23 protein-coding genes are annotated in these 24,113 nt (G+C 53.9%); 13 read left to right on the top strand and 10 right to left on the bottom strand.

Going from position 1 to position 24,113, the window contains the following annotated elements:
• Position 1 precedes the first annotated feature (1 nt).
• Both LZ463_RS10165 and LZ463_RS10160 read right to left on the bottom strand, forming a co-directional pair.
• Positions 2–703, bottom strand: coding sequence for a hypothetical protein (locus LZ463_RS10165; RefSeq protein ID WP_241455519.1), 702 nt, complete (start codon positions 701–703; stop codon positions 2–4).
• Between the two features lie 10 nt (positions 704–713).
• Positions 714–1,748 carry an NADP-dependent oxidoreductase gene (locus LZ463_RS10160; protein WP_241455518.1) on the bottom strand — a complete coding sequence of 345 codons (1,035 nt, stop codon included), beginning with the start codon at positions 1,746–1,748 and terminating at the stop codon, positions 714–716.
• Between the two features lie 116 nt (positions 1,749–1,864).
• Between LZ463_RS10160 and LZ463_RS10155 the strand changes: the two genes are divergently transcribed.
• The 11 genes from LZ463_RS10155 (at position 1,865) to pcp (ending at position 12,824) form a co-directional block, all read left to right on the top strand.
• Positions 1,865–2,773 carry a LysR family transcriptional regulator gene (locus LZ463_RS10155; RefSeq protein ID WP_241455517.1) on the top strand — a complete coding sequence of 303 codons (909 nt, stop codon included), beginning with the start codon at positions 1,865–1,867 and terminating at the stop codon, positions 2,771–2,773.
• Between the two features lie 148 nt (positions 2,774–2,921).
• Entirely contained in the window at positions 2,922–3,656 is a 735-nt protein-coding gene (gene ubiE, locus LZ463_RS10150) for a bifunctional demethylmenaquinone methyltransferase/2-methoxy-6-polyprenyl-1,4-benzoquinol methylase UbiE (RefSeq protein WP_241455516.1), read from the top strand.
• 40 nt (positions 3,657–3,696) lie between these two features.
• Positions 3,697–4,596: a Tim44 domain-containing protein gene (locus LZ463_RS10145; RefSeq protein ID WP_347176256.1), complete on the top strand. Its 900-nt coding sequence runs from the start codon at positions 3,697–3,699 to the stop codon at positions 4,594–4,596.
• A gap of 233 nt (positions 4,597–4,829) precedes the next feature.
• Positions 4,830–5,402 carry a ubiquinone biosynthesis accessory factor UbiJ gene (locus LZ463_RS10140; RefSeq protein ID WP_241455515.1) on the top strand — a complete coding sequence of 191 codons (573 nt, stop codon included), beginning with the start codon at positions 4,830–4,832 and terminating at the stop codon, positions 5,400–5,402.
• Positions 5,399–6,964, top strand: a complete 1,566-nt coding sequence (gene ubiB / locus LZ463_RS10135; protein ID WP_241455514.1) for a ubiquinone biosynthesis regulatory protein kinase UbiB — start codon at positions 5,399–5,401, stop codon at positions 6,962–6,964. The genes LZ463_RS10140 and ubiB overlap by 4 nt, the downstream gene beginning before the upstream one ends.
• Positions 6,965–6,985: 21 nt before the next feature.
• Positions 6,986–7,600 (top strand): methyltransferase, encoded by a 615-nt coding sequence (locus LZ463_RS10130; RefSeq protein ID WP_241455513.1) that lies wholly within the window; start codon positions 6,986–6,988, stop codon positions 7,598–7,600.
• A 240-nt stretch (positions 7,601–7,840) separates the two neighbouring features.
• Positions 7,841–8,866, top strand: a complete 1,026-nt coding sequence (locus LZ463_RS10125) for a patatin-like phospholipase family protein (RefSeq protein WP_241455512.1) — start codon at positions 7,841–7,843, stop codon at positions 8,864–8,866.
• 127 nt (positions 8,867–8,993) lie between these two features.
• Positions 8,994–10,343 (top strand): CDP-diacylglycerol--serine O-phosphatidyltransferase, encoded by a 1,350-nt coding sequence (pssA, locus tag LZ463_RS10120; protein WP_241455511.1) that lies wholly within the window; start codon positions 8,994–8,996, stop codon positions 10,341–10,343.
• A gap of 98 nt (positions 10,344–10,441) precedes the next feature.
• Positions 10,442–11,173 (top strand): DUF969 domain-containing protein, encoded by a 732-nt coding sequence (locus LZ463_RS10115; protein WP_241455510.1) that lies wholly within the window; start codon positions 10,442–10,444, stop codon positions 11,171–11,173.
• The gene (locus LZ463_RS10110; RefSeq protein WP_241455509.1) at positions 11,170–12,153 is read left to right on the top strand and encodes a DUF979 domain-containing protein; all 984 of its coding nucleotides are present in this window, start codon (positions 11,170–11,172) and stop codon (positions 12,151–12,153) included. Before LZ463_RS10115 ends, LZ463_RS10110 begins: the two co-directional genes overlap by 4 nt.
• 20 nt (positions 12,154–12,173) lie before the next feature.
• Complete coding sequence (gene pcp / locus LZ463_RS10105; protein ID WP_241455508.1) at positions 12,174–12,824, top strand: pyroglutamyl-peptidase I; 651 nt, start codon at positions 12,174–12,176, stop codon at positions 12,822–12,824.
• A gap of 4 nt (positions 12,825–12,828) precedes the next feature.
• On the opposite strand, the gene LZ463_RS10100 is transcribed toward pcp, so the two are convergent.
• From LZ463_RS10100 to LZ463_RS10080, 5 genes are all read right to left on the bottom strand, one after another.
• A complete protein-coding gene (locus tag LZ463_RS10100; protein ID WP_241455507.1) occupies positions 12,829–13,176 on the bottom strand; it encodes a hypothetical protein in 348 nt (115 codons plus the stop codon).
• 217 nt (positions 13,177–13,393) lie between these two features.
• Entirely contained in the window at positions 13,394–14,428 is a 1,035-nt protein-coding gene (locus LZ463_RS10095; protein ID WP_241455506.1) for a WD40/YVTN/BNR-like repeat-containing protein, read from the bottom strand.
• Positions 14,429–14,531: 103 nt separating this feature from the next.
• Positions 14,532–15,941: a DUF4407 domain-containing protein gene (locus tag LZ463_RS10090; RefSeq protein WP_241455505.1), complete on the bottom strand. Its 1,410-nt coding sequence runs from the start codon at positions 15,939–15,941 to the stop codon at positions 14,532–14,534.
• Between the two features lie 7 nt (positions 15,942–15,948).
• Positions 15,949–16,719 (bottom strand): LytR/AlgR family response regulator transcription factor, encoded by a 771-nt coding sequence (locus tag LZ463_RS10085; RefSeq protein ID WP_241455504.1) that lies wholly within the window; start codon positions 16,717–16,719, stop codon positions 15,949–15,951.
• Entirely contained in the window at positions 16,712–17,962 is a 1,251-nt protein-coding gene (locus LZ463_RS10080; protein ID WP_241455503.1) for a sensor histidine kinase, read from the bottom strand. Before LZ463_RS10080 ends, LZ463_RS10085 begins: the two co-directional genes overlap by 8 nt.
• Positions 17,963–18,176: 214 nt before the next feature.
• Between LZ463_RS10080 and LZ463_RS10075 the strand changes: the two genes are divergently transcribed.
• Both LZ463_RS10075 and LZ463_RS10070 read left to right on the top strand, forming a co-directional pair.
• The gene (locus tag LZ463_RS10075; RefSeq protein WP_241455502.1) at positions 18,177–18,797 is read left to right on the top strand and encodes a DUF4337 domain-containing protein; all 621 of its coding nucleotides are present in this window, start codon (positions 18,177–18,179) and stop codon (positions 18,795–18,797) included.
• A gap of 260 nt (positions 18,798–19,057) precedes the next feature.
• Complete coding sequence (locus tag LZ463_RS10070) at positions 19,058–19,675, top strand: hypothetical protein (RefSeq protein WP_241455501.1); 618 nt, start codon at positions 19,058–19,060, stop codon at positions 19,673–19,675.
• Positions 19,676–19,687: 12 nt separating this feature from the next.
• On the opposite strand, the gene LZ463_RS10065 is transcribed toward LZ463_RS10070, so the two are convergent.
• The 3 genes from LZ463_RS10065 to LZ463_RS10055 all read right to left on the bottom strand — a co-directional run bounded on the left by LZ463_RS10065 (position 19,688) and on the right by LZ463_RS10055 (position 24,084).
• Positions 19,688–20,515 (bottom strand): substrate-binding periplasmic protein, encoded by an 828-nt coding sequence (locus LZ463_RS10065; RefSeq protein WP_241455500.1) that lies wholly within the window; start codon positions 20,513–20,515, stop codon positions 19,688–19,690.
• 263 nt (positions 20,516–20,778) lie between these two features.
• Positions 20,779–23,121 (bottom strand): DUF6600 domain-containing protein, encoded by a 2,343-nt coding sequence (locus LZ463_RS10060; RefSeq protein WP_241455499.1) that lies wholly within the window; start codon positions 23,119–23,121, stop codon positions 20,779–20,781.
• A gap of 210 nt (positions 23,122–23,331) precedes the next feature.
• Positions 23,332–24,084 (bottom strand): SDR family NAD(P)-dependent oxidoreductase, encoded by a 753-nt coding sequence (locus LZ463_RS10055; RefSeq protein ID WP_241455498.1) that lies wholly within the window; start codon positions 24,082–24,084, stop codon positions 23,332–23,334.
• Between the last annotated feature and the right edge of the window lie 29 nt (positions 24,085–24,113).

Here is a 24,113-nt window from a genome sequence, read left to right as displayed (position 1 = left end):
CTTATTCCAGATCGGCATGGTCGAGGTAGACGGTCCCCAGTATGCTGACTGGCTTCCCTACTTTGTCTTGCAGCACTTTTAAGAAATCAGCTTCACTGGCGGCGTGTAGACCTGTTTTTTTCAGTTGAATGTCTTCCGTGGTGACGTTGGCAGGCAGGCTGACGGCCAGCACATGATCAAAGTCTGGACGGCTGTCGATTTCCTTCAGCAGAAAGCGTTTCTGGCCCTTGCCTATTTGCTGGTATTTCGTCATATCGCTGTTGCGCATGGCTGGGGACAGCTGGCGAAAAATGACTGTCTTTTCAACCACCACCGGCACGTTCCTGTATTCGGTTGTGCCACCTCGCTCAAAATGGCCAAGGACAACATTCGCCCTGAAAATGTTCAACGGTACTTTCGCATCCAGAGCCAGTCTTGCCATCTCGAATTGCTCTGGTTCCATGGTCCATAGGACCGGCTTCTGTTCCAGTCTTCGTTTGATGAGCTTGTCGAGTTTTGCATCGGCGCAGCGTATCTGCAAAACTACCTGGTAGTCATGCGGCGCGTGGAACATGGGCAGGTGCGAGACGTACATGCCTTCGCTGTTGCCAAACAGTACCATGCCGTGCACACCATAAGTGGCCCCGTGTTTTTCTGCCGACTGGCTGCTGGCAAGCAGGCAAAGTGACAGGGCAAGAACAAGCAGGTGAAGCAGGCGTTTCATCGTCATGGCCTCAGACTCTGACCAGCAGTTTGCCACGATGCTCCCCGGTGAACAGCGAATTCAAGGCAGCAGGCAATTGTTCAAAGCCGTCGATGACGGTTTCTTCAAATACCAGCTCGCCAGCCTTGACCCAGGGGGCAACTATAGCCAGCATTTCATCCATGCGGTGCAGGTAGTCGCGTGCAAGTATGCCCTGTATGGTGGCGCGCTGGTAAAGCATGTGGTGCAACAGGCGTGGCCCCATCTCCGGTACGTCGAGGCCGCCGTTGTACTGGCTGATCTGGCCGCAGATGATGATGCGGGCACGGCGTTTGATGATGGGGATGATGGCGTCGGTGACCATGCCACCTACATTATCGAAATATACGTCAACACCGCCTGTCAGTGCCTGTATCTGCTGGCTCAGTGCATCGGCGTCAGCAAAGGCCTTGTAATCGAGTGCCCAGTTGGCCCCCAGTTTGTCTGTCAGCCAGGCGCATTTTTCCGCCCCACCTGCGATGCCCAGGACTTTTGCCCCATGGCGTTTGGCAAATTGCACGACCAGTGAGCCAACTGCCCCGGCAGCACCGGATACGACGACCACTTCACCGGCATGTGGTTTGCCTGCTTCGGTCAGACCAAACCAGGCTGTGCGGCCCGGCATGCCCAGTACACCCAGGGCCGTGCTGACCGGGGCGATTGCCGGGTCTATTTTTGTCAGTGAACTGACATGCACGCGGGCATGGCTTTGCCAGCCTGTCATGCCAAAGACCCAGTCACCTGCTTTGAGACTGGCGGCATTTGATGCAAGTACCTGACCGACCACGCCAGCGGTCTGTACAGTATGAAGGGCATGCGGTTCCGGGTTATAGGTGGGCTTGGATGACTGGTTGATGCGCATATAGGGATCAACGCTGATATAGCGGGCGGCGATCAGCACTTCATCACGGTCCAGGGCTGTATCGAGCGGCTGTTTGTGCAAAGTGTAGTGTTCGGCGCTGACGGTGGCAGTTGGGTGGCTGGTGTATAGCCATTGCTGGTGCAAGGTGTCTGGACTGTTGTTCATGATGGGGTAAAAAAGGATGAGATGGCAGCATGCTAGACCTGTTAAAATGTCTCGTAAAGCAATAAATATTCACTTTTTATGTCCAAATTGGACATTTTCTTGGGCATTTTCGTAAAATGAACCTGATAGACCTGAAAATCTTTGCCTGTGTGGCAAGGCAACCCTCACTGGGAGCGGCAGCACTCGAGCTGCATCTGACACCTTCCGCTATTTCCAAAGCGCTGCGCAGGCTGGAGGGCGATCTTGATACTGTCTTGTTTGATCGTTCCGCCAAGCAATTGAGTCTCAATACCAGTGGCCAGCGCATGCTGGAGTTTGCTCGCAATATGCTGTCCATGGCTGATCAGGCCAAGGCGGACGTGCGCGGTGAAGATGCCCGCATCAGTTGCCGTGTCGCCGGCCCTGCCATCTTGCTGTGGCGGCATGCAGACCAACTGGCACAGGCCATGGCAGCCTATCCTGCCGCCAGCCTGCACCTGCTCAGCCTGTATGAAGAAGATGCCCTGGCGGCACTGGCCAGGGGGGAGGTCAGCCATGCCCTGGTCACCGGCGAGGTCTTGCATGGCCGTGCGGGCCATTGGTCGGCGGACTGGGCCAGCGTTTCGCTGGGCATGCTGAAGCTGCAATTGCTGGCCGGACAACAGCATCCCTTGCTGGCGACACCTGCCGGTGCAGAAGCAAGGTGTTTCAGTAGCGAGCAGGTGCTGGCGCATGATTTCGTCAGTCCGGCACGCTCCCTGTTTTGCGGCAAGCAGCGTGGCAGCCATTCTGACGGCTGGCGTGATGATCAATTCCCGCGCCGTATTGTCTACTGGATAGATGATTTGCAACTGCTGCTGGCCATGGTCAGGTCAGGCAAGGCCCTGGCATACCTGCCTGATTTTGCCCTGGACGATGCCAACCTGGTTCGTCTGGAGGTGACAGACTGCGGTTTCCAGTGTATGGAAGAAGTTCACCTGGTCTGGAATACCCGGAACGCGGCACAGTGGCAGCAGGCCGTGGTCAAGGCGCTGGCAGGGGCGTGAATTGATTTTTTGGACGGAGCATAGAAATTTCCGGCGCTTGAGATACAATCCGTTACATAAGAAGATGAATGTCTGGCAGCGGGAATTTTCTATATCAGCTTGAAAACCGTGATAATTCAGGATTCTTGAAGAAAACAGGGCAAATAACATGAGCAACACCACACATTTTGGTTATACCACCGTAGAAGAAGATCAAAAAGTCCACAAGGTGGCCGAAGTGTTTCATTCAGTGGCAGCCAAATATGATGTCATGAACGATGTCATGTCGGCTGGCCTGCACCGCGTATGGAAGGTGTTTACTGTGGCACAGGCCGGTGTACGCCCTGGCTTCAAGGTACTCGACATTGCCGGTGGAACGGGCGACCTGACCAAGGAATTCGTGCGTCAGGCCGGCAAGACAGGCGAAGTCTGGCATACCGATATCAATGAATCCATGCTCAGGGTAGGTCGTGATCGCCTCTTGAATAAGGGGCTGATTACCCCCACTTTACTTTGCGACGCTGAGAAATTGCCCTTCCAAGACAATTACTTTGACAGGGTGACCGTGGCATTTGGTTTGCGCAACATGACACACAAGGAACAGGCACTGGCAGAAATGCGACGTGTGCTGAAACCAGGCGGCAAATTGCTGGTGCTGGAATTTTCCAAAGTGCCGGAAGCCTTGCAAAAACCATATGACCTGTACTCTTTCAAGGTCTTGCCGTGGATGGGGCAAAAGATAGCCGGTGATGCCGAAAGCTATAAGTACCTGGCTGAATCGATACGCATGCACCCCGATCAGGAAACCCTGAAGGGTATGATGCAAACGGCAGGCCTGGAAAGCGTGCAGTATTTTAATCTGACGGCAGGTGTGGCCGCATTACACACGGGTATCAAGTATTGAATGAGTTTGCAGTAAAAACATTGAAACAGACAGGAGTCAAATGATGAAAAAGTTTCTGATCGCCATGATGGTTGTGGCAAGTACGCTGGCAATGACAGTGTCTGACGCAGAAGCCAAGCGTCTGGGCGGTGGCGGCTCCATAGGCCGACAGTCCAATAATGTGACACGTCAGGCTGCACCGCCAGCGCCATCCAATACCAGCGGTTTCAATCAAGCCAGACCTACTGCTCCTGCGGCGGCAACGCCTGCAGTTACCCCGCCTAAACCGGGCATTCCCTGGAAGGGTATCGCCGGTGGCCTGATCGGCGGCGCCTTGCTGGCCGGTGTACTGTCACACTTTGGCCTTGGTGGCGCAGCGGCTGGCATGCTGGGTAGTTTGCTGACCTTTGCCTTGATAGGCTTTGCGATTTTCTTTGTGATACGTCTGTTCCGTCGAAATAACAATGCAGGAGTATCAAGTTTTAATCAGCCTGCTTATGCAGGTATGCCGCCCTCCACACAGGAACCCGTGGCATTCCAGAGCCATGCGGCGCCAGTTGCCAGTGCAGCGCCAGCCGCCCCTTGGGGTGTGCCTGCTGATTTTGATGTGCCAGGCTTTTTGCGTAATGCCAAGACTTATTTCATCCGCCTGCAAGCGGCCTGGGACAAGGCTGACATCAATGATTTGCGTGAATTCACCTCGGCAGAAATGTATGCCGAATTGAAACTGCAGATACAGGAACGCGGTGCTTCGCCCAACGTGACCGACGTGGTGACCTTGAACGCAGACCTGCTCGGTATCGAAACGGTTGGCGCAGATTACCTGGCCAGCATCAAGTTCACCGGCATGATCAAGGAGGCACAAAATGCCCCTGCCGAAGCCTTTACCGAAGTCTGGAACCTGTCCAAGCCAGTCAATGGACAAGGTGGCTGGGTACTGGCAGGTATCCAACAAATGTAATGAAGTTTGATACGTCGCAGGTATGCCACTGCGATAAGCTGTTAAACTATGACCGCCCGCATTTGCTGGGCGGTTTTTTATTTGCAAAATATAAGTGCCGGTCGCCTGAATCATGCCTGTCACCAGCTTTGCTGCCAATTGCAGCCAATTGCAGCCCCGGATTATCTGCCTGGCCTGCAACGAATACGCAACAAGCGATAAGTTCTTTATTTTGCAATTGTCCTGATTTGAACATGATCCCCATCGCACCTTTTATCAATCATCTGCTGGCGCAGGAAAACTGGGCCAAAAACAAACTCCTGCCACATGCAGGCAAGGTTGCCTGTATTGACTTGCAAACCATGCAGTTGCGCCTCAAGGTAGCTGCCAATGGCTTGGTTGAGGATGCCGACGCCGGAACAGCAACGCAGGTGACTATCTACGTCAAACTCAGTGACCTGCCACTGATGGCGCAAAATCGCGAGCGCGCTTTTTCTTATGTGAAGATAGAAGGTGACGCAGATTTCGCCAACACCATATCCCACCTGAGCCAGAACCTGCGCTGGGAGGTAGAAGAAGACCTGAGTAAACTGTTTGGTGATGTCGCGGCCGTGCGCATGGTAAGCCTGGCAAAAACAGTGCACCAGACTGCACTGGAAACCCATCAGAAAATCCAGGAAAACCTGGCCGAATATTTTTTGGAAGAAAACCCCATGCTGGTCAGGCCCGTTGCCGTACAGGGCCTGAGCAATGAAGTCAACAGGACGCGGGATGATGTCGAGCGTCTGACCAAGCGCATCGAAAAACTGGAAAGGATGCGCGGATGATATTGAAATTCCTGAGGCTCTCCAAGATCATACGTATTGCCGTTAAATACGGCATTGATCAGATTGCGATTTCTGGCCTGGCTGTGCCGCGTATTGCCCGTTTTATTGATATTGTGCTGTTCTGGCGCGACCTGTCGGCGCCGCGCGGCGAGCGTTTGCGCCGTGCGCTGGAAGAACTCGGGCCTATCTTCGTCAAGTTTGGCCAGGTCCTGTCGACCCGCCGTGACCTGATGCCCCCCGATATTGCCGATGAACTGGCCAGCCTGCAAGACCGTGTACCGCCATTTGACCCTGACCTGGCGATTGCGCAAATTACCAAGTCCCTGGGGGCGCATCCCGATCAGCTGTTTGCCAGTTTTGAACGTATCCCGGTGGCGTCGGCATCCATCGCCCAGGTGCATTTTGCCACGCTCAAGGATGGCCGCGAAGTGGCCGTCAAGGTGCTGCGTCCGGGCATGAAAGAAGCCATTGATGACGACGTGGCACTGATGCAGATTGCCGCCGGCTGGCTGGAAACATTATGGGCTGATGGCAAACGCCTAAAGGCCAAAGAAGTTGTGGCGGAGTTTGACAAATATCTGCATGATGAACTTGATCTCATGCGTGAGGCTGCCAATGGCAGCCAGTTGCGCCGCAATTTTGCTGATTCTGATCTGCTGCTGGTGCCAGAGATGTACTGGGACTATTGCTCGTCTTCCGTGATCGTGATGGAGCGCATGCAGGGCATACCGATTTCGCAGCTGGACAAGTTGCGCGATGCCGGTGTCAACCTGGAAAAACTCTCACGCGATGGCGTGACGATTTTCTTTACCCAGGTATTTCGCGATGGATTCTTCCATGCCGACATGCATCCGGGGAATATCCTGGTATCAACCAGGCCAGAGACCCTGGGTCGATATATCGCCCTTGATTTTGGTATCGTCGGCACACTCAATGATTTCGACAAAGACTATCTGTCACAAAACTTCCTGGCCTTTTTCCGTCGCGACTACAAACGCGTGGCAGAAGCTCATATAGAGTCAGGCTGGGCGCCGAAAGAAACCCGTGTCGATGAACTTGAAGCGGCAGTACGTGCCTGCTGCGAACCCATCTTCGACCGTCCACTGAAAGACATCTCCTTTGGACAGGTCCTGCTGCGCCTGTTCCAGACTTCACGCCGCTTCAATGTGGAAGTGCAGCCACAACTGGTGCTCCTGCAAAAAACCCTGCTGAACATTGAGGGACTGGGCCGCCAGCTCGACCCCGATCTGGACCTGTGGAAGACGGCCAAGCCCTACCTGGAACGCTGGATGAGCGAGCAGGTCGGCTGGCGTGGCCTGCTGGAAAAGCTCAAGGACGAGGCGCCGCGCTACAGCCATATTTTCCCGCAATTGCCACGCCTGGCCCACCAGGTTCTGAGCCGCGCTGCCGAGCCACCGGCGAGCGATGAGCTGATGGTTGCCTTGCTCAATGAACAGCGCCGCACCAATCGCCTGCTGCGCACTATCGTGTATTTCACGATAGGTCTGTTTTCTGGACTGGTCGTAGCACAAGTGTTGCTACGTTTTTACTTCAGGCACTGATTCTCATGCTGACATTGCACCATGGCTGATTTTACAACCCGCGACCCGCGCCATCCTGATTTCTGGGACGAGCGTTTCAACCGAAATTTCACCCCCTGGGACAAAGGCGCCGTGCCGCATGACTTGCAGCGATTTGTCGAAGCTGCAGCCAGACCGCTCGCCTGCCTGATCCCTGGTTGCGGTAATGGTTATGAAGCGGCTTATCTGGCGCAAGCCGGCTGGCCGGTGGTTGCCATCGATTTTTCACCTGCTGCCGTACAGAGTGCAAAAGCAGCAATTGGTGAGTGGGGCAAGTATGTGCTGGAAGCTGATTTCTTTACGTACCAGCCGGGGCAGATGCTGGACCTGATTTATGAACGCGCATTTTTCTGTGCCTTGCCGCCGGAGATCCGCCCTGCCATAGTGATGCGCTGGGCAGCTTTATTGCCTGCTGGTGCTACCCTGGCCGGGTATTTCTTTTTTGATGATACAGATGGTGCCTCAAAAAAGGGGCCGCCATTCACTATCCATTCAGCAGAATTTGCAAAACTGATGTTTCCCTTTTTTGAATTGCTGGAAGAGCATGCTGTCAGTGATTCATTACCGGTATTTGCCGGTAAAGAGTATTGGCAAGTATGGCAGCGCAAGGCTGTCTGATGAAGGACCATCTCCAGACATCCGGTCGGATTCTTTGATTAAGCGAATATTTACCTGCCCGTTTTTTTCAATAGTGTTATCGTTAGCACTCGTGCTTGCCATCCTGATCTGTTGACAGGCAGTAAGCGCGTTCTTCATTCAGGCCAGGTAATCTGTATTGCCCACATCGTCAACGTCATCGTACGGTCACGTGCCTGATCCACTCTCCTTCAAGCTGCATGGCAAAGAAAGGAAAGTCATATGTCAAACAAAACTGTTTCGCTGGCCCTGCAGGGCGGTGGTTCGCATGGGGCGCTGACCTGGGGTGTGCTGGACAGGCTGCTGGAAGACGGCCGTATCGATATCGAAGCCATCAGTGGCGCCAGTGCCGGTGCCATGAATGCGGTAGCTTTGGCGCACGGTTATCTGCAAGATGGCCGAGATGGCGCACGACAGGCGCTGAAAACCTTTTGGGACAGTGTTGCCAGCAGTGCACCGTTCAGCCTGCCCGTCGATGAACATGTACTGACAGCGGGCATTGCCGCACAATCTGAACTGCCCAGTGGTATCAAGCATCTGTTCGGACTGACGCGTTTCTTTTCGCCTGTCCAGCTCAATCCTTTTGACATCAATCCCCTGCGTGACATCCTGGCTGCGCAGATTGATTTCGATCGCCTGCGCAAGCAGGCTGGCATGCAACTGTTCATCGCCACGACACAGGTCAGTACCGGCACCCTGAAGCTGTTTCGCAACCGCCAGTTAAGCCTGGATGTCTTGCTGGCCTCTGCCTGTCTGCCGATGTTGCACAGGGCAGTGGACATCGAAGGGGAGGCCTACTGGGATGGAGGATTGACTGCCAATCCTCCGCTGTTCCCGCTGGTGCACAAGTGCGCGGCGCGCGATATTATCGCCATCCTCCTGCACGCACAACCGCATGCACAGACACCGACGTCGGCAAACGACATCTGGCATAGATTGACGGAAATGGGTTTCAGCTCCACCTTCCATACGGAACTGCAAGGGGTATTGCTGGCAAAAAGGGAAGCACAGCGTGGCTGGCTGGCCTGGGGCAAGCTGGAAAGACGTTTGCGCAGGCTTAATCTGCACGTCATTTCAGCGCCGGAATTGATGAGCCAGTTGAGTGCACACAGCAAGATGAATGCGCAGTCAGGTTTTTTGCACAGCTTGCATGCCGAGGGGCGGCAACGTGCCCAGCTATGGCTGGATCAGCATTTCGAACAAGTCGGCCAGACCTCCAGTTTCCGGCTGGCGGGCCTGTTCAGGTGAACGCGGGCAGGTTCGCAAATTCGCAATCCTGGCTGAAATTTTCGCATGTAACAGACACTTTCGTTTCAACTGTTGCAGCTCACTAGTGTTACCATCATCAGGTTTTCACTGGTATTTGTATACAGCCATGCGTTTATTCAAGTCTTCTCCCGATTCTATTCATGTCAACGCCATACCTTTGGCGGCCGACACGGTGCGCACCCTGCACAGTGCAGCAAGCTACCGTACCGAATTGCTGGATAAAATTGCCCGCGCCAGGCACCGCATCTATCTGTGCAGCCTCTACCTGCAAAATGACGAGGCCGGCGCAGAAATCATGCAAGCTCTGTATGACGCAAAAAAGCGGCATCCTGCGTTGGACATTGCCGTACTGGTTGATTGGCACAGGGCGCAACGTGGGTTGATCGGCGCAGCCAAATGCGGCGGTAATGCCGCCTGGTACCAGGAGATCAGCAAAGCCCATGCCTATGCCGTGCCGCTGTATGGCATACCGGTGCAGACCAGGGAGTTGTTCGGCGTGCTGCACCTGAAAGGGTTTGTTATTGATGATGAAGTCATCTATAGCGGCGCCAGCCTCAATAATGTCTACCTGCACAAGCATGATAAATACCGGCACGACCGCTATCTGCTGGTGCACAACAAGCTGCTGGCCAACAGCATGGTGCAGTTCATTCGCGAGCACATCCTGTCAGCCGCTGCCGTGCACAGACTGGATATGCCGGAGATCCCGGCAACCCGCAGCATACGCCGTGAGATAAAACTGTTCCGTGACAAGCTCAAGCGTGCCCGTTATGAACACCATGGTATAGAGCCGGACCTGCCAGAGAATGGCCTGACCATTACGCCACTGGTTGGCGTTGGCAAAAACAATCCGCTCAATAAGCTGATCTGCCAGTTGCTGGCAGCAAGTACGGAACAGATTACGATATGCACGCCATACTTCAATTTTCCGCTGGCGGTGACGCGTGAAATCAACCGTGCCCTGAAACGCGGTGTGCACATTTGCATCATCGTTGGCGACAAGACTGCCAATGATTTCTTTATCCCGCCTGACCAGCCTTTCAAGGCGATTGCCGCCTTGCCTTACCTGTATGAAGTCAATCTGCGCCGTTTTGCCAAGAAGCACCAGCCGCAGATCAATACCGAGCAATTGCAGTTGCGCTTGTGGAAGGATGATGACAATACCTACCACTTGAAGGGAATGTGGATAGACAGGAATTATGCCTTGATGACGGGCAATAATCTTAATCCACGGGCGTTCAGGCTGGATCTGGAAAATGCCTTGCTGATCCATGATCCGCAGCAGCTTTTGCAACAACAGAGGCAAGACGAGTTGAATAGCATAATGGAAAGAACTACGGTGATCAGCCATTATCGCCAGATTGAAAAAACCAGTGAATACCCTGATCCGGTACGCAAGCTGCTGGGCCGGCTCAGCGGCACGCGGCTGGACAGGCTGGCCTATCGGGTACTCTGACAAACCAGCCGTTAAGCCAGCCGTTAAACCAGCCGTTCAGCAGTATCCAAGGTGGGCAACAAGATCCACGAAAACGACAAGAAATTACAGGAGACAAAATGGACCTGGCGTTACTATTGCCATTGATAGGCATACCCGTGGTTGTCCTTGGTTTTGCCTTGCGCTTTAACCCGCTGCTGGTGGTGACGGTTGCAGGTCTTGTGACAGGTCTGTCGGCAGGCATGGATGTCAGCAGTCTGCTGGAAACCTTTGGTGAAAAATTCCTCAATAGCCGGCAATTGGCCAGTGCCTTGCTGATCTTGCCTGTCATTGGTTTGCTGGAGCGTTACGGCTTGCGCGAACAGGCCCAGCAATGGGTGGCAAGTATACGCAGCGCCACCACGGGCCGTATCCTGATGCTGTACTTTGTCGTGCGCGAAGCCAGTGCCGCCATGGGCCTGCTGAGCCTGGGCGGGCAGGCGCAAACGGTGCGCCCTCTGCTGGCGCCGATGGCGGAAGGGGCCGCCAGCAATGAGCATGGTGATTTGCCGGTAGCCATTCGTGACCGTATTGCGGCACACGCCGCTGCCTGTGACAATGTGGCCCTGTTCTTTGGCGAAGATATCTTCATCGCCTTTGGCGCCGTATTGCTGATGACAGCCTTTCTCAAGGAAAACGGCATACAGGGCATAGAACCGCTCAGCATAGGCATCTGGGGGATACCGACGGCCTTGTGCGCCCTGTTCATCCACCTGTTCCGCCTGTCCTTGCTCGATACCCGCATCGCCCGCGACATTGCTGCCTGGCGTAGCGCCAGGCAAGATGCAGCCGAGACCGGGGGCCAGGCATGAGTATCATCAACATCAACCAGGTGTTTTACCTGATCGGCATTATCGTGCTGCTGGTCGCGGTCATGAGCTGGCGTGATGCAAGCAATCCGCGACGCCATACCACGGCCCTATTCTGGCTGCTGTTTGGTTTTACATTCGTGTTTGGTGACCTGATGGTGTCCAGCCTGGGCAAGCCGCTTGCCTATAAGCTGACTGGCGTGATCGTGCTGGTGCTGGCGGCGCTGGCAGGCTTTCATCTGCTGGGGGCAGGCAAACACGTGGATGTAGACCGCGCGGCCAGATTGCAAAGGGTCAGCATGCTTGGCAACCGTCTGTTCATACCGGCTCTGGCAATACCGCTTGTGACAGTGATTTTTACGGTTGCGTTGAAAGACTTGCAGATTGGAAGCAACTATCTGCTCGATCAAAAAAACCTGACCCTGGCAGCACTGGCGATTGCCTGCATGTGCGCACTCGGTCTTGCTTACTATTACACTGGCGGCACGCCTTTGCAGGCCGTGCGTGAATCACGCCGACTGGTCGATTCCATAGGCTGGGCGCTGATATTGCCGCAAATGCTGGCCATGTTGGGAGGGGTGTTTGTGGCTGCCAGGACAGGGCAATCCATACAGTCTATCGTGCAATTATTCGTCAACCCTGACAGCCGCTTTGCCCTGATCATCATGTACTGTGTGGGCATGGCCCTGTTCACCATGATCATGGGCAATGCTTTTGCTGCTTTCCCTGTCATGACAGCCGGTATTGCCCTGCCATTCCTGATCAACCAGCACCATGCCAATCCGGCAGCACTGGTTGCGATAGGCATGTTTTCGGGCTATTGTGGAACACTGATGACGCCGATGGCAGCCAATTTCAATATCGTGCCGGCAGCCCTGCTGGAATTGCAGGACAAGTACCAGGTCATCAAGATACAGGTTCCGACTGCCTTGCTTGTCTTGATTTGTAATATTTTGCTTATACACTTCCTGGTGTTTCCATAGAGACTTAACGAAGGCTATCAATGAAGCGCATACTGCTGACAGGTTTTGATCCCTTTGGTGGCGAACAGAGCAATCCTTCGTGGGAGGTAGTGCGCAGGCTCGATGGTTTGCTGATCGGGGACAGTCACCAGATCGTCAGCGCCCGCCTGCCCTGTGAATTTGTCAGCTCCCTGCATTTGCTTGAGGCTGCTTTGCGGCAACATCAACCTTCCATCGTCGTGTGTCTGGGGCAGGCTGGTGGCAGGCCTGACATCAGTCTGGAGCGCATCGCCATCAATGTTGACGATGCTCGCATGCCAGATAATGCCGGTGCACAACCTGTCGATACGCCGGTTATCCAGGGTGGCCCGGCGGCTTATTTCAGCAGTCTGCCCATCAAGGCCATTGTGCAGGAATTGCATCTGGCAGGCATACCGGCTTCGGTATCACAGACCGCCGGCACCTTTGTCTGCAACCATGTGTTTTACGGGCTCATGCATTGCGCCAGCGCGATGGACAATATACAAAGGGCGGGCTTTATCCATATCCCCTATTTGCCGGAGCAGGCCGTGGCCCACGCGGCAACGGCCTGCATGCCGCTGGACATGCTGAAAACCGCGATCCTGAAAGTGCTGGAAAGTATACTGAAGACCGACAAGGACTTGCGTATTGCTGGCGGGGCTACCCACTAAATCTTCAACGCAGCTTGGGCGCTTTGGGTAATTTGCTGTCCATGCCCTCTGCCTCAGTTGCCTTGTCGCCGGTGGTTTCGGTGCAAACCTGGGTGCCGTTCAAAGACTTGCTATTGCTGCCATTATTGGTTGATTTCTGACTGACATCGGTTTTGTCCGCTGGATTGGCAGGCAGGTTTTTCTCCACCTTGTTGACCAGCACTTCTGCCGCCGGTGCATAGGGCCTGAAGTAAGAAATCAATTGCGCATCCATGGTCGATACTGCCAATGGCTCTGCCTTGCTGCCAATGACTATCATCAGCATGGCGCAGGCAAGTCCCAGTCTTGCTAAGAAATTCAGTCTCGTTTTCATTTTTTTATTTCCTTTGTTCCAGGCAAATCATGGCCGTATTCTAGCCCGATACTGTACCAGCAAAGATTATGCCAGAAACCTGACAGCACCATATACTGATAAAAAACAATCACTTAGACAGCGGGGTTGGCAAAAAAACCTGTCTGACTGTCCGCTGTTGCTGCTCATTTTCGGACAAGGCGTACACTACGGACATCTTGACCAGTATAGGACAGCATTACCTGTTTTGAAGTTTCATCAGCAAACCTTTTGGTCCGACTGCCCATCCCAGTTCTGCATTGGCAAAGGCGACCGTGTTCATTGGGGTGCTGGACAAAACCTGCCAGGTCTTACCCGCGTCGCGCGATATGCCTGAGCCGGCGAGGCCTGCTGCTACATAGGTATTGGCAGCGCCAGGTACGGTGGCAATGACAGACATGAAACCCTGCGGCAATACCTGCACTGCCTGCCAGGACTGGCCCCCATCTTCTGTACGTGCACCATTCATGGTGTTGAGTTGTGGCAATTTATAATCACCACCCACAGCCATACCGTTTTTTTCATTGAGAAAGGCGACAGAAAAAGCACCTTTGCTGGGTGCCCCGGCAGGGATGGGCAAATTTACTGCTGACCAGGTTTTGGCCTGGTCATGACTGGAAAACACCCTGGTCTTGTCTGCGCCACCACTGACTATCCAGGCATTCTTGCTGCCGTGGCTGGTAATGCAGGTACCGCTGGCGGCAAAGCCGCCTTCATTGCTTAAGGCGGCCAGACCTTCATGCGTCTGCTCCTGCCAGTGCAAGCCACCGTCAGTGCTCAGCAAAACCTGGAAGCTGCCATCAACGGGGTCGCCAAACAGCAGGCCGGTCCTGGCATCAGGAAATGTCATGGCGTTCCAGAAACCGCTTGCTGCCTGATTGGTTTTCAACAACTGCCAGGACGCGCCGCCATTGGTCGTCATATACAGCCTCGACAAGGGGCCTGGCCCGGCGCTCATGATGATGGCATGGTCTTGATCAAAGGCCTGGATGTCACGGAAATCGAGGGCTTCGGCACCGGCTACCTGCATTGCTGTCCAATGCTCACCATCGCTGGTGCGCAGGACTGTGCCTTTGGCGCCGCTGGCCCAGGCGACTTTTGTGCTGACCACTGACAGACCGCGCAATTCCACCTGGGTGCCGCTATCGACTGGCGACCAGTATTCCACCGCCAGCGCAGGCAGGAAGGTTAAACTGCCTGCCAGGATGACAGATAAAGAGGTGATAATTTTCATGGTATCCGCTGCTTGTTTTGCTGCCGTATTGTAAATGTCCTTATGTTGTTTGCCTATTGGCTTCTTGCATCATTATGTAGTATTAGCGGGCTGTCAGACTTCATTAGTGGGCTGCAACCTGGCGCAGGTAAGCGGCTTGTATGGCCGAGATGGTCTGGTGCATGATGTCGGCGACTTCCGGAGTCTCATGATCTTTACCGGCGTTCGCCATCACCTCCTGCAACTGGCAAAGTTGCTGCACCGTCAGCAGTGCTGCGGTTGATTTGCCCGCATCGGCCTGCAAGGCGATTTCTTCACCCCTGATGCGCATGGCATGGCGCAATTCTTCCATGCGTATTTGTGCTGCACGCATGTCCCTGTTGGTGTTGATATCCAGCCTGACCAGGCTTTCATCGGCATGCAGGCGGGCATCGACATCGGTACTGGAACTGAACTTGACGATGATGGCAACCAGTTCTATCGTCAAAAACCACAGCAGCCACCAGATGAATTGCAGGCGACGGTAATCATCGTTTTGCAGCATATTCCAGGTGGCGGCAAAGTCAGCAGCAAAGCCTGCCTGCGCTGCCAGTGCTATCTTTTTCTCCTGGACTTGTGCCAGGTCGATGCTGTGTGCTTTTGCCGCCTGCATGCTGACCTGGCTTTGTTTTAATTGTGTGGCGATGTGTGTTTTCTCTGCCAGTTTATCATTGCGCCAGGCGAGTATGGTGTGGTTGATCTGCTGTTCGTCGCGCTGACAGATTCTTTTTGCCGTATCAATGCTGGCTTGCTGCTGGCTGATTTTCCCGACAAGCCTGACTGCATCAGCAGAGGTATCGGACAAGGCAGTCAGTTCCTGTTGCCATATCCGGATCTGGCGCAAGCCGCGGCGCTCCTGCTCTTTGGCATGTTCACGGCATTGCTGCAACTGGGTACGCAATGCGGCAAGATTTGGCGGATCGCTGCGGCTGTTTTCTTCCGCCTTTTGCAATTGTACGCCCAGCTCTTCAGCCTCTTGCCGCAAGTCTGGTACGCCGCTTGCTGCCTGTGCGGTTTGCAGATTCAGGATTTGTTTTTCCCTGGACATTTCAGCGACCCTGACATCAATCTCGGCACGGTTGCTGTCGACAAAGAAGGGGTAGACCATGGTTACTGCCGACAAGGCCGCCAGTAAGGCGCGCCAGCTGAAACCCTGTAACTTGCTGGCCAGGCTGGATTCGGCATGAATGCTCATGATCATCTGTCTTTCCAGGCACCACTGGAATAGCGCCCAGATGGAACCTGCAATAACCGCACCTGTCGCACTGACATTGGCCATGGTGGCCAGCATATGCGCCATGCCATAGCCGGAAAATACAGCGAAGAAGATCACCAGCGCACCTATGCCAAAATATTTGTGGCGGCCACGGGCATACAGGTAATTACCCTTGTCGTCCTGCTGGTCAAGTACATTCAGGCTGACAGCAGCCGACAGGGCGAGCAAGGCCTTTGCTGTCTGCGCCCAGGCAGCAGCATTCATTATTTTTGCAGTCATGGATGACTCACATATTTCTGAACAGGTTCATGAAGGGCTGGCTGACACTCAGTGTCTCAGGCCGGTTCTTCAGCCTGACAATACCCTTGCCTGATTCGTCCCTGGTGATGGAAGCAATGGCGCGCATATTGACGATGGTCGATCTGTGGATTTGCTTGAACAGGGAATTGTCCAGCACCTGTAACAGATCACGTATGGGTTTGCGCAACAGGGATTCACCCTCGGCAGACATGACCACGGTGTATTTGCTGTCAGCCTGGAAGTAGGCGATATCATCGACCATGATCAGGCGGGTTTCATTGCCGACACTGGCGGTTATCCATACCAGCGGTTCCGGTTTGGGCATGTCGGCCGGACCACCGCTGAGCTGGCTGACCAGTCTGCTGATCGCTTGCAGGTCGACCGCGCCCGTCATCATGCGCAGTTGCAGGCGCTTCACGGTCGCCAGCAAACGCTCTGGCGAGATTGGTTTCAACAGGTAGTCAACGGCGCCTTTTTCAAAGGCGTCAATGGCATACTGGTTATAGGCAGTGACAAAGACTATCTGGCTGTGCGGGCTGGCCTGGCTCATGGCCGAGGCGACTTCCAGACCGCTGAGGCCAGGCATGCGTATGTCCAGAAAAACCACGTCGGGCTGGTGTTCGGCAATTGCCTCGAGGGCGCTGCCTCCATCATCGCAGGCAGCAACGATGTCCAGCTCTGGCCAGGCCAGGCTCAGTTGCTGCAACAGGGCTTCACGCAACAGGCTCTCGTCTTCGGCGATAACACATTTAGGCATGATGATCTCCGGTCTCGTCGGCCGGTACGGTGATGGTCGCCGCCACCCCGCTGGGGAAATTGCCAACCAGGACAAAACTGGCCCGGTTGCCATAGGCCAGACGCAGCCTTTCCCTGACATTTTTCAAGCCGATGCCGGTCCCGGCGATTTCTGAACCCAGGCCATTGCCGTCGTCAGCAACCGTGACGGCGACATTGTTTTCATGCAGCCTGGCGATGATCCAGATGGTGCCGCCGCCGGTCTTGGGTTCCAGCCCGTGCTTGATGGCGTTTTCTACCAGGGTTTGCAGCATCATCATGGGAAAGGGCAGGGTTTTCAGCTCTGCCGGTACCTGAATTTGTATATTCAGGCGGGCACCCATGCGTATCTTCATGATGTCCAGATAGGCGACGGAACGTTCCAGTTCTTCCCCTATGCTGGAAGCGGTGTCCTCGGTACGTGGCAGGGAGTGGCGCAAATAGGTGATCAGGTTACCCAGCATCTGGTCGGCTGCTGCCGGATCAGCCCGCGTCAGCAATTGTGCGCTGGCCAGGGTATTGTACAGAAAGTGCGGCTCCACCTGGGCATGCAGCAGATTGAGTTTGGCGACGGTCAATTCTTTTTCGGTGACGGATTGGGTAACGCTGGCTTTTTCCTTGCGCCTGCGCTCTGCGATGCGCCGGGTGATGGCGCGAGTGATGGCTTCGGCATTTTCCAGGTTGGTGCCATTATCGACCAGGAATAAATCTGTCCAGGCCGGACGCTCCGGTTCGCAGATCAGGGTCAGACTACCGACGCCATCACCGGGTGTGATCGTCGCCAGGATCTGATTGCGTTTGGTCGTCAGAAAGTCCAACAACTTCAGTTCATCGATGAAATTAGGCTGATACGGGTCTATGCGTTTGATCTTGGTGCGTATTTGCAGGCTGTCCCTGGTGCTTTCGGTATGTTCCACACCCGGCAATTCACGTATGGCGGCGTCGACCAGGTCGAAGGCTTCGCTGGCTTCGAGCGGGATTTCTATCTGTCGGCGTTGACGGTTGGCCAGGGTGGTGGCGTCAACCTTGCTCGAAATCAGTCTCACCCTGCGTACGTGCGAAAAACTGACACCCATGACCAGGGCCACCAGACCAAAAGGAATGAGAATAAATTCACCAGGCATACGGTTTTTGAAAATGCCATTGACGATGAATATGGAGGTAAACAGGATCAGCGTACTCCAGCCAAAACTGGCGCGAAGAATGAACCAGGCAGTCGTGAACATGATGGTTTCCTTGTTGTTTTTTCGATTGCTGCCAAGAATAATTGTCTATGAGGTTTTCGTCTCCTCTTTTCCGACGGAAACGAAAAAATACGGACGAATTCCGGAAATCGGGGAGTAAAAGCTTTTTTTACCTTGTCATCTTCTACTATTGGCAAAAAAGCTTTAGTTGGTGCGACAATACTGCGGTGATGTCATTTTAAGCATAGAGGTAAATATGGATATAGACCCAATGGAAACCGTCGAGCAACTGAACGAGCCGGCAGACGACAGTCAGGACAAAAAAGACCAGGTCAGCCATCAATTGAATATCTGGGTAGCCATCACTGTGGCCCTGCTGGCGACCTTTATGGGTATCTGCAAGGTCAAGGATGACAATATTGTCCAGGCCATGCAGCAATCACAAGCCAACAAGATAGATCACTGGGCGTTCTACCAGGCCAGGAATATGCGGGAAGAATTGGCTAAATCAACGGAATTGCAGCTGCGCCTTGCTGCCAAAAATGTACCGGCTGATCAGAAAGCAGAATATCAGGCCGCCATTGATAGTTATGCGAAACTGGCCAGGGAGCAGCATGAGAAAAAAGATGAACTGAAAAAGCAGGCAGAGCAAGATCAGGTTGATTACGACAATGCCAATTACAAGGATGACCAGTTTGACTTGTCAGATGCCTTGCTGGCGATAGCGATTTCCTTACTGGCCGTGACTGCGCTGACCAAACAGCGCTGGCTGTATTTTGTGGCTCTGGTGCCGACAGGTTTCGGGGTCTTGATGGGGCTGGCGGGTTTGCTGGGCTGGCACATACATCCAACAGCCCTGGTGGCACTTTTGTCCTGAGGCTTGTACTGGCGAAGATGTCAGGATTGCATGCCGGTAATTGTTGAAGTCATGCTATTGTCAGAGACATCCTGGTCTGGCAGGGCCCTTGAACCTGTTGACGATCTGTAGCTGGCCTGTGTTGGCGGGAGTGAGGGGCAGCGCATAAGCTCCGCTTGAATTCAGATTGCGCAGGTGCAGTAAGATCGTCAACAGATTCTCGCAGTTCGTCCAGGACGGTAGTGCTCCACTCCCTTGAACCGTTATGATAGGAAATGTCCATGAACGTCAGTCTCAATTTCATCAACAATTCAAACGATACAAATAATTCTGAGATCGTTATTTTCCAGAAGAATGTGGCGACCAATTTTGACGAGTTGGCAGTTGCCTGGAAAGTCATCAAAAATTGCGGCCCGGGTGATAATTATCCCTTTACTTTCCCCGTGAACATGACCACAAGTGCGAGTGATTCTTATGGTAACCATACACCACAACTCAGCGCGAACCGCGGTCAACTGTTCAGTATGGAGTCCACTACTTCTGGTAACAGACTGGTTGCCGCTGGCAGTGGCAGTAGTCCCAAGGAGGTGCAGCTACTGAATAATTTGCCGAAAGGCGCGGTCAATGCATCCATCTATAAAGGCGGGCAATTGCTGGCTATCAAGACTTCCATTGCACCACAACAAAAAGCCTTGTTCGAATTCAAGCCAACCATCTGGATAGGCGTGGCTTCCCAGGTCGTGCAGGGGCAGGTCATGAACTCGGCCATCATCTCCAGCATCAATACGGAGTTGTCATTGCTCGGCATAGCCAGTGCAGACATCGTCATGACAGGCGGTGGCCCAGGTAAAAACGCAACGCCATTTGCGTTCAATCTGGAAAACATCCAGATGGCTTGAGTCTACAATAGACTAAGGCTTGCCCGGTGGGTCCAGCCTGATCACTGCCATTGGTGGTGGTTCGTTTGGCAGCCATTTTTGATGGATGCGGGCGAACTGGCCATCCTTCTTCAGCCAGCGCAAGGCGTCTTCCCAGATCTTGATGGTCGTGGCCGGGGTCTGGGACGAAAACGCCAGGTAGAGTTCCAGGCTGTCGAGGACTTTAACTTTTTCTACTTCATCGGCGTTGTGGCCGATGTCTTTTAATACTGACGACACGACCAGGCTACCTTCCACCCATAAGTCAAAACGTTTTGCCAGCAGCATATTGGCGATGACTTGTGGCGTGGGTGCCTGCTCTATATTCTGGAAGCCTTTCTTGCGCGCCGTATCAGCGAAGATGCTGGAGCGGTAAGCGCCGACCTTGAGCTTTTGTATCTCGTCCCCCAGGCTTTGCAGGCGGGCGGCATTGCCTTTGCGTGTATACAGCGAGGTGGTGGAGAGGGCGATAGGCCCCAGCAAGACCATCAGCTTTTCTCTTTCCTCTGACCGGCCTACGGTAAACAGCAGGGTGTTAGGCTCTTCCAGCAAGGCCTTGTAGCCGCGTGCCCAGGGGACGACCTGTATCGGCTGGGTACTGCCTATATGCGCCTGCAAGGCTTGTACCACTTCGACCGCCATGCCTTCAGCCTTGTTGCCGCTGCCAAAACTGATGGGTGGCCAGTCTTCGGTAAATATCTGCAAATCCTGTGCTTGGGCTGCCGGGACGTTCATGCCAAGCAGGGCAATCAGGAAGACGTTAAGCAGACAGCGGCAAAAGGATGGGCGAAGGCTTTGATCAGGTGCATCTTTAATCAACATGGCGATGTGCAAAAACATGAGCAATACAGACGGGACATCAGAAGGAATATGGCGACAACTGCCAGCCTTGTCTGGAATTTACAGCAATTCGTCTGAGCTTGGATAGATGATTGGTCAAACTGTGTCGGTAATGCAGCATACCGACACAGTTTCTTGCGAATTTGCCTTTTGCACCACGGCAGGTAAGCACTTAGACAAGCACTTAGATAAGCAAATATATGGTTTGTTTTGCAAGTGACCTGGCTGCTCGTGTATATCCCTTGTTATTTCTCGTTCAGGTTGCGTTTTGGATTGTGTGCTTCTTCTTTCTCTTTGGGCTTCTCCGGCCTTGCCACTGGTGCTGCAGCTGGAGCCGAAGGCATGGCAGCAGGCGCAGGGGCGGGCCGTTCCATGCGTACGGCTTGTGCTGGTTGTGGTACAGGTGCAGGCATCATCACCGGCGCCTGGCGTTGTTCTACGTGCACAGGTTGCTGAGGTGGTGTGATCACGGGTGCAGGCCGTGATTCCATTCTTGGCTGCTGTGGCGCCGGTTGTATCATCGGCGCCTGTTGTACCTGTACAGGGCGTTCGACCGGACGTTCCATGACACGCTCTGCAGGGCGATCCATGATGCGATCATTGCCGCGCTCCACCGGTCTTTCGCGGTGTACTTCCGGCTGACCGTTATTGTTCCAGGTATTGCCGTTACCGTTGTACCTTTGTGAGCGATCGACATTCTCGGCTGGCCGTCCGGAATTGGGTGAGTTCATGATGGCATTATTCACCGGTGCGTTGGTTGCAGGTGTATGCACACCCATATTGTTATTGCCGTTATTGTTGACGGCTGGCGGCACATTGACGATAGCGGCCGGTGTATTGACGCTTGCACCAGGTGTAGACGGTGCATTGTTGATGACAGGGCGCGGGTTGTAAACATTGTTTGGCATGTTGCTATTGTTTGGCACACCATTATTCGGGTAGCCACCGCGCTGTACCGTATTGGCCGGTGCAACAGCGGCAGGTACATTGGCGCCTTGCGCCGGCATCAGGTTATTTGGCTGCGGCTGGTTGTTTCCACTGATACCGTTCATTGTACGATTGCCACTGCCGGCAAAATTGCTAGCCTCTGCCGGGCGGTTTATTTGTCGGCCATCGTTTGGGTTGGCTGGATTGATGTTGGTGATCTGCTCAGGGCGGGTCGGGGCCACTACCAGGTTTCTTTGCCTGAATTGCTCACCATTGTTCATGGGGTTGCCAGGGCGCTGGCGTATCTCGCCAAAGCGGTTGCTGACGGCTGGCGTGATATGTGGGGCTTCAGTCACGACGACAGGTGGTTTTTTATCCTGGGTGATCACGCGGTTGTTTGACACCGGCAGGACATAGTCGCCACGTACAAATGTATTGGTCGGCACGACTGTCCAGGCGCGCCGGTTAGCCAGATGAACATAGTTATTGTTCACGACGACATTGTTGATGACGATATTCTGGTTGAGGCGTTGTATGTAATACTGGTTGCTTGTATAGCCGGGCCTGTAGCTTTCGCCAGGACCAAGCGGGAACCAGGCGACAGACGGGCCAAGATGGTGATTGCGTGCCGGGCCCGAGCCAGAAAAATACTGACCGTCGTTACCAACAAAGGCGACCAGGGCTGGTGCATACACCGGTCTGTAGTGTTTGTGATAGGCACCAGGCACCCAGGCCCAGCGTGTTCCAATATATGCCCAGCGGCCATAGTGATACGGCGCAAAACCCCAGGGTGCACGGTCTACCCAGGTCCAGCCCCAGGGAGCTACCCATACCCAGTTGCCATCACGGTAGGGTGCCCAGGTCACGCTGACCTGGCTGGGGTACCAGACCGGGCCATAGTCGACGCTGGTTTCCCATGCGCCATAGCGGTCAAGCTGTTCATAACCTATCACTTCACGCGAGACATAGCGGGCGGTTTCCACGCTTTCTTCTGCACGGTCGCGGTCTGCCGCCCACAGGTCAAAAGCATCGGGTGGTGGTACGCTGCCTATCATGGTGTGTTGCAGATTGCTGCCGGCGAAGCGTGACTGCTCACCCTGTCTGATGGTGATGCTGTCATGCTCGCCACGGGCAATCGCCATGCCGTGCCTTACCTGCACGGTCGTGGTGTTGTCACTGTTGATATTGATGCGGTATTCGCCCGGTTCCTGTAACGAAAACACCAGGTTGGGTGTACGTATATCGAAGTTTTCCCTGTTGCTCAGCTCGCGTATCTTCAAGACCATGCTGCCTTGCGTCATGTCGATCTGGGTATTGTCATCATCAAGCAGGCTGAAGCTGATACTGGTGTTGTCCTGCATGCGCAAGGCATTCGCACCGATATGCAATTCTGCCTTGCCAGCGTAAGGAACCTGGATGCTGTCACCGGTGGAAATCGGACGGTTCGCCTGCAGGCTGGTCCAGTTATTGCTGCCGGCGTCAGCAAAGCTGATATTGCCATAGGAGTAACTGAGTCTGGCAACACGACCTGGCGGCTCGTCCTGCGCATACACTGGGGCAAGCATGAACAGGCCGGCAACAGCCAGTGCGGCGATTTTCAACACGGCTTTGCCGGTAGACGGTAAAATCCGGATTGCTTTGTGTTTGGTGATGACAGACATGAAATTATTCCTGGCGCAAAGTTTGAACATGAGCTTAAAAAAGCGCAATGAGTTCTTCCTTAACGCACGAGCAGTGGTTTTGGATGTCAGGAAACTTCATAAAATCTGAAATTTTTTTGTATGGCAGGTTTTTTGTGATGTGCGCTGCAGCATCAGGCATCAAAAATCAATAGTCAAAAATAATGATGACGTGCGAAAACATTTGCCTGCTTAAGCCGGACTGTTATTGCTCAGTACAATCTGGTCTATGCTGCAAATCCTGTCCTGGCTCAGTGCAAACTGTATGGCGGCAAAAACATTTCTGGCTGTCAGATAATCGTTGGCCGTACTGCCCGCTGCTTTGGGCGTATTCCAGGCTGTTTCATCAAAAGCAGAAATGTTCTTGAAGTTGGGCGGGAAGATGGAGCAGATGCGCAAACCGCTGCCGCGGTGGCGTTCGCGCAGGTAATTCATGAATGTTGCTTGCGCAGCCTTGGCTGCGGCAAAGGCTTCATGGGCAGTTGCATGGATCAGGCCGGGCAGGGCGGGTGAGCCATTCATGTTGATGATGTCGGGGCAGGTCGAGTTTTTCAGCAGAGGCAAAAAATACTTGGTCGTGTAGATGACACCGGTCACGGTGGAATTGATGGTCTCGGCAATTTCTTCGTCACTGCCGGTGCTGATATCACCGGCCAGCCAGTAAGACGCATTGTTGATCAGTATGTCTATGTGTCCCGTCATTTTCTGCACAGCACTCGCGCAAGCCTTGATGTCGTTCAGGCTGCTGGTATTGACCTCGAAGGCATGGATCCGTGCAGCAGGTACTCGTGCTTGCACCGCAGCCGCCGTTGTCTGTGCTTTTTCCAGTGTGCGTGCCGATATATACAGCTCTGCTCCCAGTTTTGCGAAACATAGCGCCAGTGAGCCACCGAAGCCATCAATACTGGCGCCGGTGAGTGTAATTTTCTTGTCTTGGAATTGCATGTATTGCTCCACGATTCATCCAGATGATC

Origin of the sequence: Undibacterium paludis (assembly GCF_022568815.1) — a bacterium.
Classification (GTDB): Bacteria; Pseudomonadota; Gammaproteobacteria; order Burkholderiales; family Burkholderiaceae_D; genus Undibacterium.
Note: the sequence above shows the minus strand (reverse complement) of the source record. Positions and strands in the feature narration are given on the sequence as shown.

Excerpts from the sequence above, each read along its gene's own strand:
- LZ463_RS10070 (WP_241455501.1), top strand. The coding sequence starts at position 19,058 with ATGAACGTCAGTCTCAATTTCATCAACAATTCAAACGATACAAATAAT.
- ubiB (WP_241455514.1), top strand. The coding sequence starts at position 5,399 with ATGATATTGAAATTCCTGAGGCTCTCCAAGATCATACGTATTGCCGTT.
- LZ463_RS10060 (WP_241455499.1), bottom strand. The coding sequence starts at position 23,121 with ATGTCTGTCATCACCAAACACAAAGCAATCCGGATTTTACCGTCTACC.
- LZ463_RS10055 (WP_241455498.1), bottom strand. The coding sequence starts at position 24,084 with ATGCAATTCCAAGACAAGAAAATTACACTCACCGGCGCCAGTATTGAT.
- LZ463_RS10110 (WP_241455509.1), top strand. The coding sequence starts at position 11,170 with ATGAGTATCATCAACATCAACCAGGTGTTTTACCTGATCGGCATTATC.
- LZ463_RS10125 (WP_241455512.1), top strand. The coding sequence starts at position 7,841 with ATGTCAAACAAAACTGTTTCGCTGGCCCTGCAGGGCGGTGGTTCGCAT.
- LZ463_RS10160 (WP_241455518.1), bottom strand. The coding sequence starts at position 1,748 with ATGAACAACAGTCCAGACACCTTGCACCAGCAATGGCTATACACCAGC.
- LZ463_RS10085 (WP_241455504.1), bottom strand. The coding sequence starts at position 16,719 with ATGCCTAAATGTGTTATCGCCGAAGACGAGAGCCTGTTGCGTGAAGCC.
- LZ463_RS10165 (WP_241455519.1), bottom strand. The coding sequence starts at position 703 with ATGAAACGCCTGCTTCACCTGCTTGTTCTTGCCCTGTCACTTTGCCTG.
- LZ463_RS10155 (WP_241455517.1), top strand. The coding sequence starts at position 1,865 with ATGAACCTGATAGACCTGAAAATCTTTGCCTGTGTGGCAAGGCAACCC.
- pssA (WP_241455511.1), top strand. The coding sequence starts at position 8,994 with ATGCGTTTATTCAAGTCTTCTCCCGATTCTATTCATGTCAACGCCATA.
- LZ463_RS10095 (WP_241455506.1), bottom strand. The coding sequence starts at position 14,428 with ATGAAAATTATCACCTCTTTATCTGTCATCCTGGCAGGCAGTTTAACC.
- ubiE (WP_241455516.1), top strand. The coding sequence starts at position 2,922 with ATGAGCAACACCACACATTTTGGTTATACCACCGTAGAAGAAGATCAA.
- LZ463_RS10130 (WP_241455513.1), top strand. The coding sequence starts at position 6,986 with ATGGCTGATTTTACAACCCGCGACCCGCGCCATCCTGATTTCTGGGAC.
- LZ463_RS10075 (WP_241455502.1), top strand. The coding sequence starts at position 18,177 with ATGGATATAGACCCAATGGAAACCGTCGAGCAACTGAACGAGCCGGCA.
- pcp (WP_241455508.1), top strand. The coding sequence starts at position 12,174 with ATGAAGCGCATACTGCTGACAGGTTTTGATCCCTTTGGTGGCGAACAG.
- LZ463_RS10145 (WP_347176256.1), top strand. The coding sequence starts at position 3,697 with ATGATGAAAAAGTTTCTGATCGCCATGATGGTTGTGGCAAGTACGCTG.
- LZ463_RS10140 (WP_241455515.1), top strand. The coding sequence starts at position 4,830 with ATGATCCCCATCGCACCTTTTATCAATCATCTGCTGGCGCAGGAAAAC.
- LZ463_RS10090 (WP_241455505.1), bottom strand. The coding sequence starts at position 15,941 with ATGACTGCAAAAATAATGAATGCTGCTGCCTGGGCGCAGACAGCAAAG.
- LZ463_RS10115 (WP_241455510.1), top strand. The coding sequence starts at position 10,442 with ATGGACCTGGCGTTACTATTGCCATTGATAGGCATACCCGTGGTTGTC.
- LZ463_RS10080 (WP_241455503.1), bottom strand. The coding sequence starts at position 17,962 with ATGTTCACGACTGCCTGGTTCATTCTTCGCGCCAGTTTTGGCTGGAGT.
- LZ463_RS10065 (WP_241455500.1), bottom strand. The coding sequence starts at position 20,515 with ATGTTGATTAAAGATGCACCTGATCAAAGCCTTCGCCCATCCTTTTGC.
- LZ463_RS10100 (WP_241455507.1), bottom strand. The coding sequence starts at position 13,176 with ATGAAAACGAGACTGAATTTCTTAGCAAGACTGGGACTTGCCTGCGCC.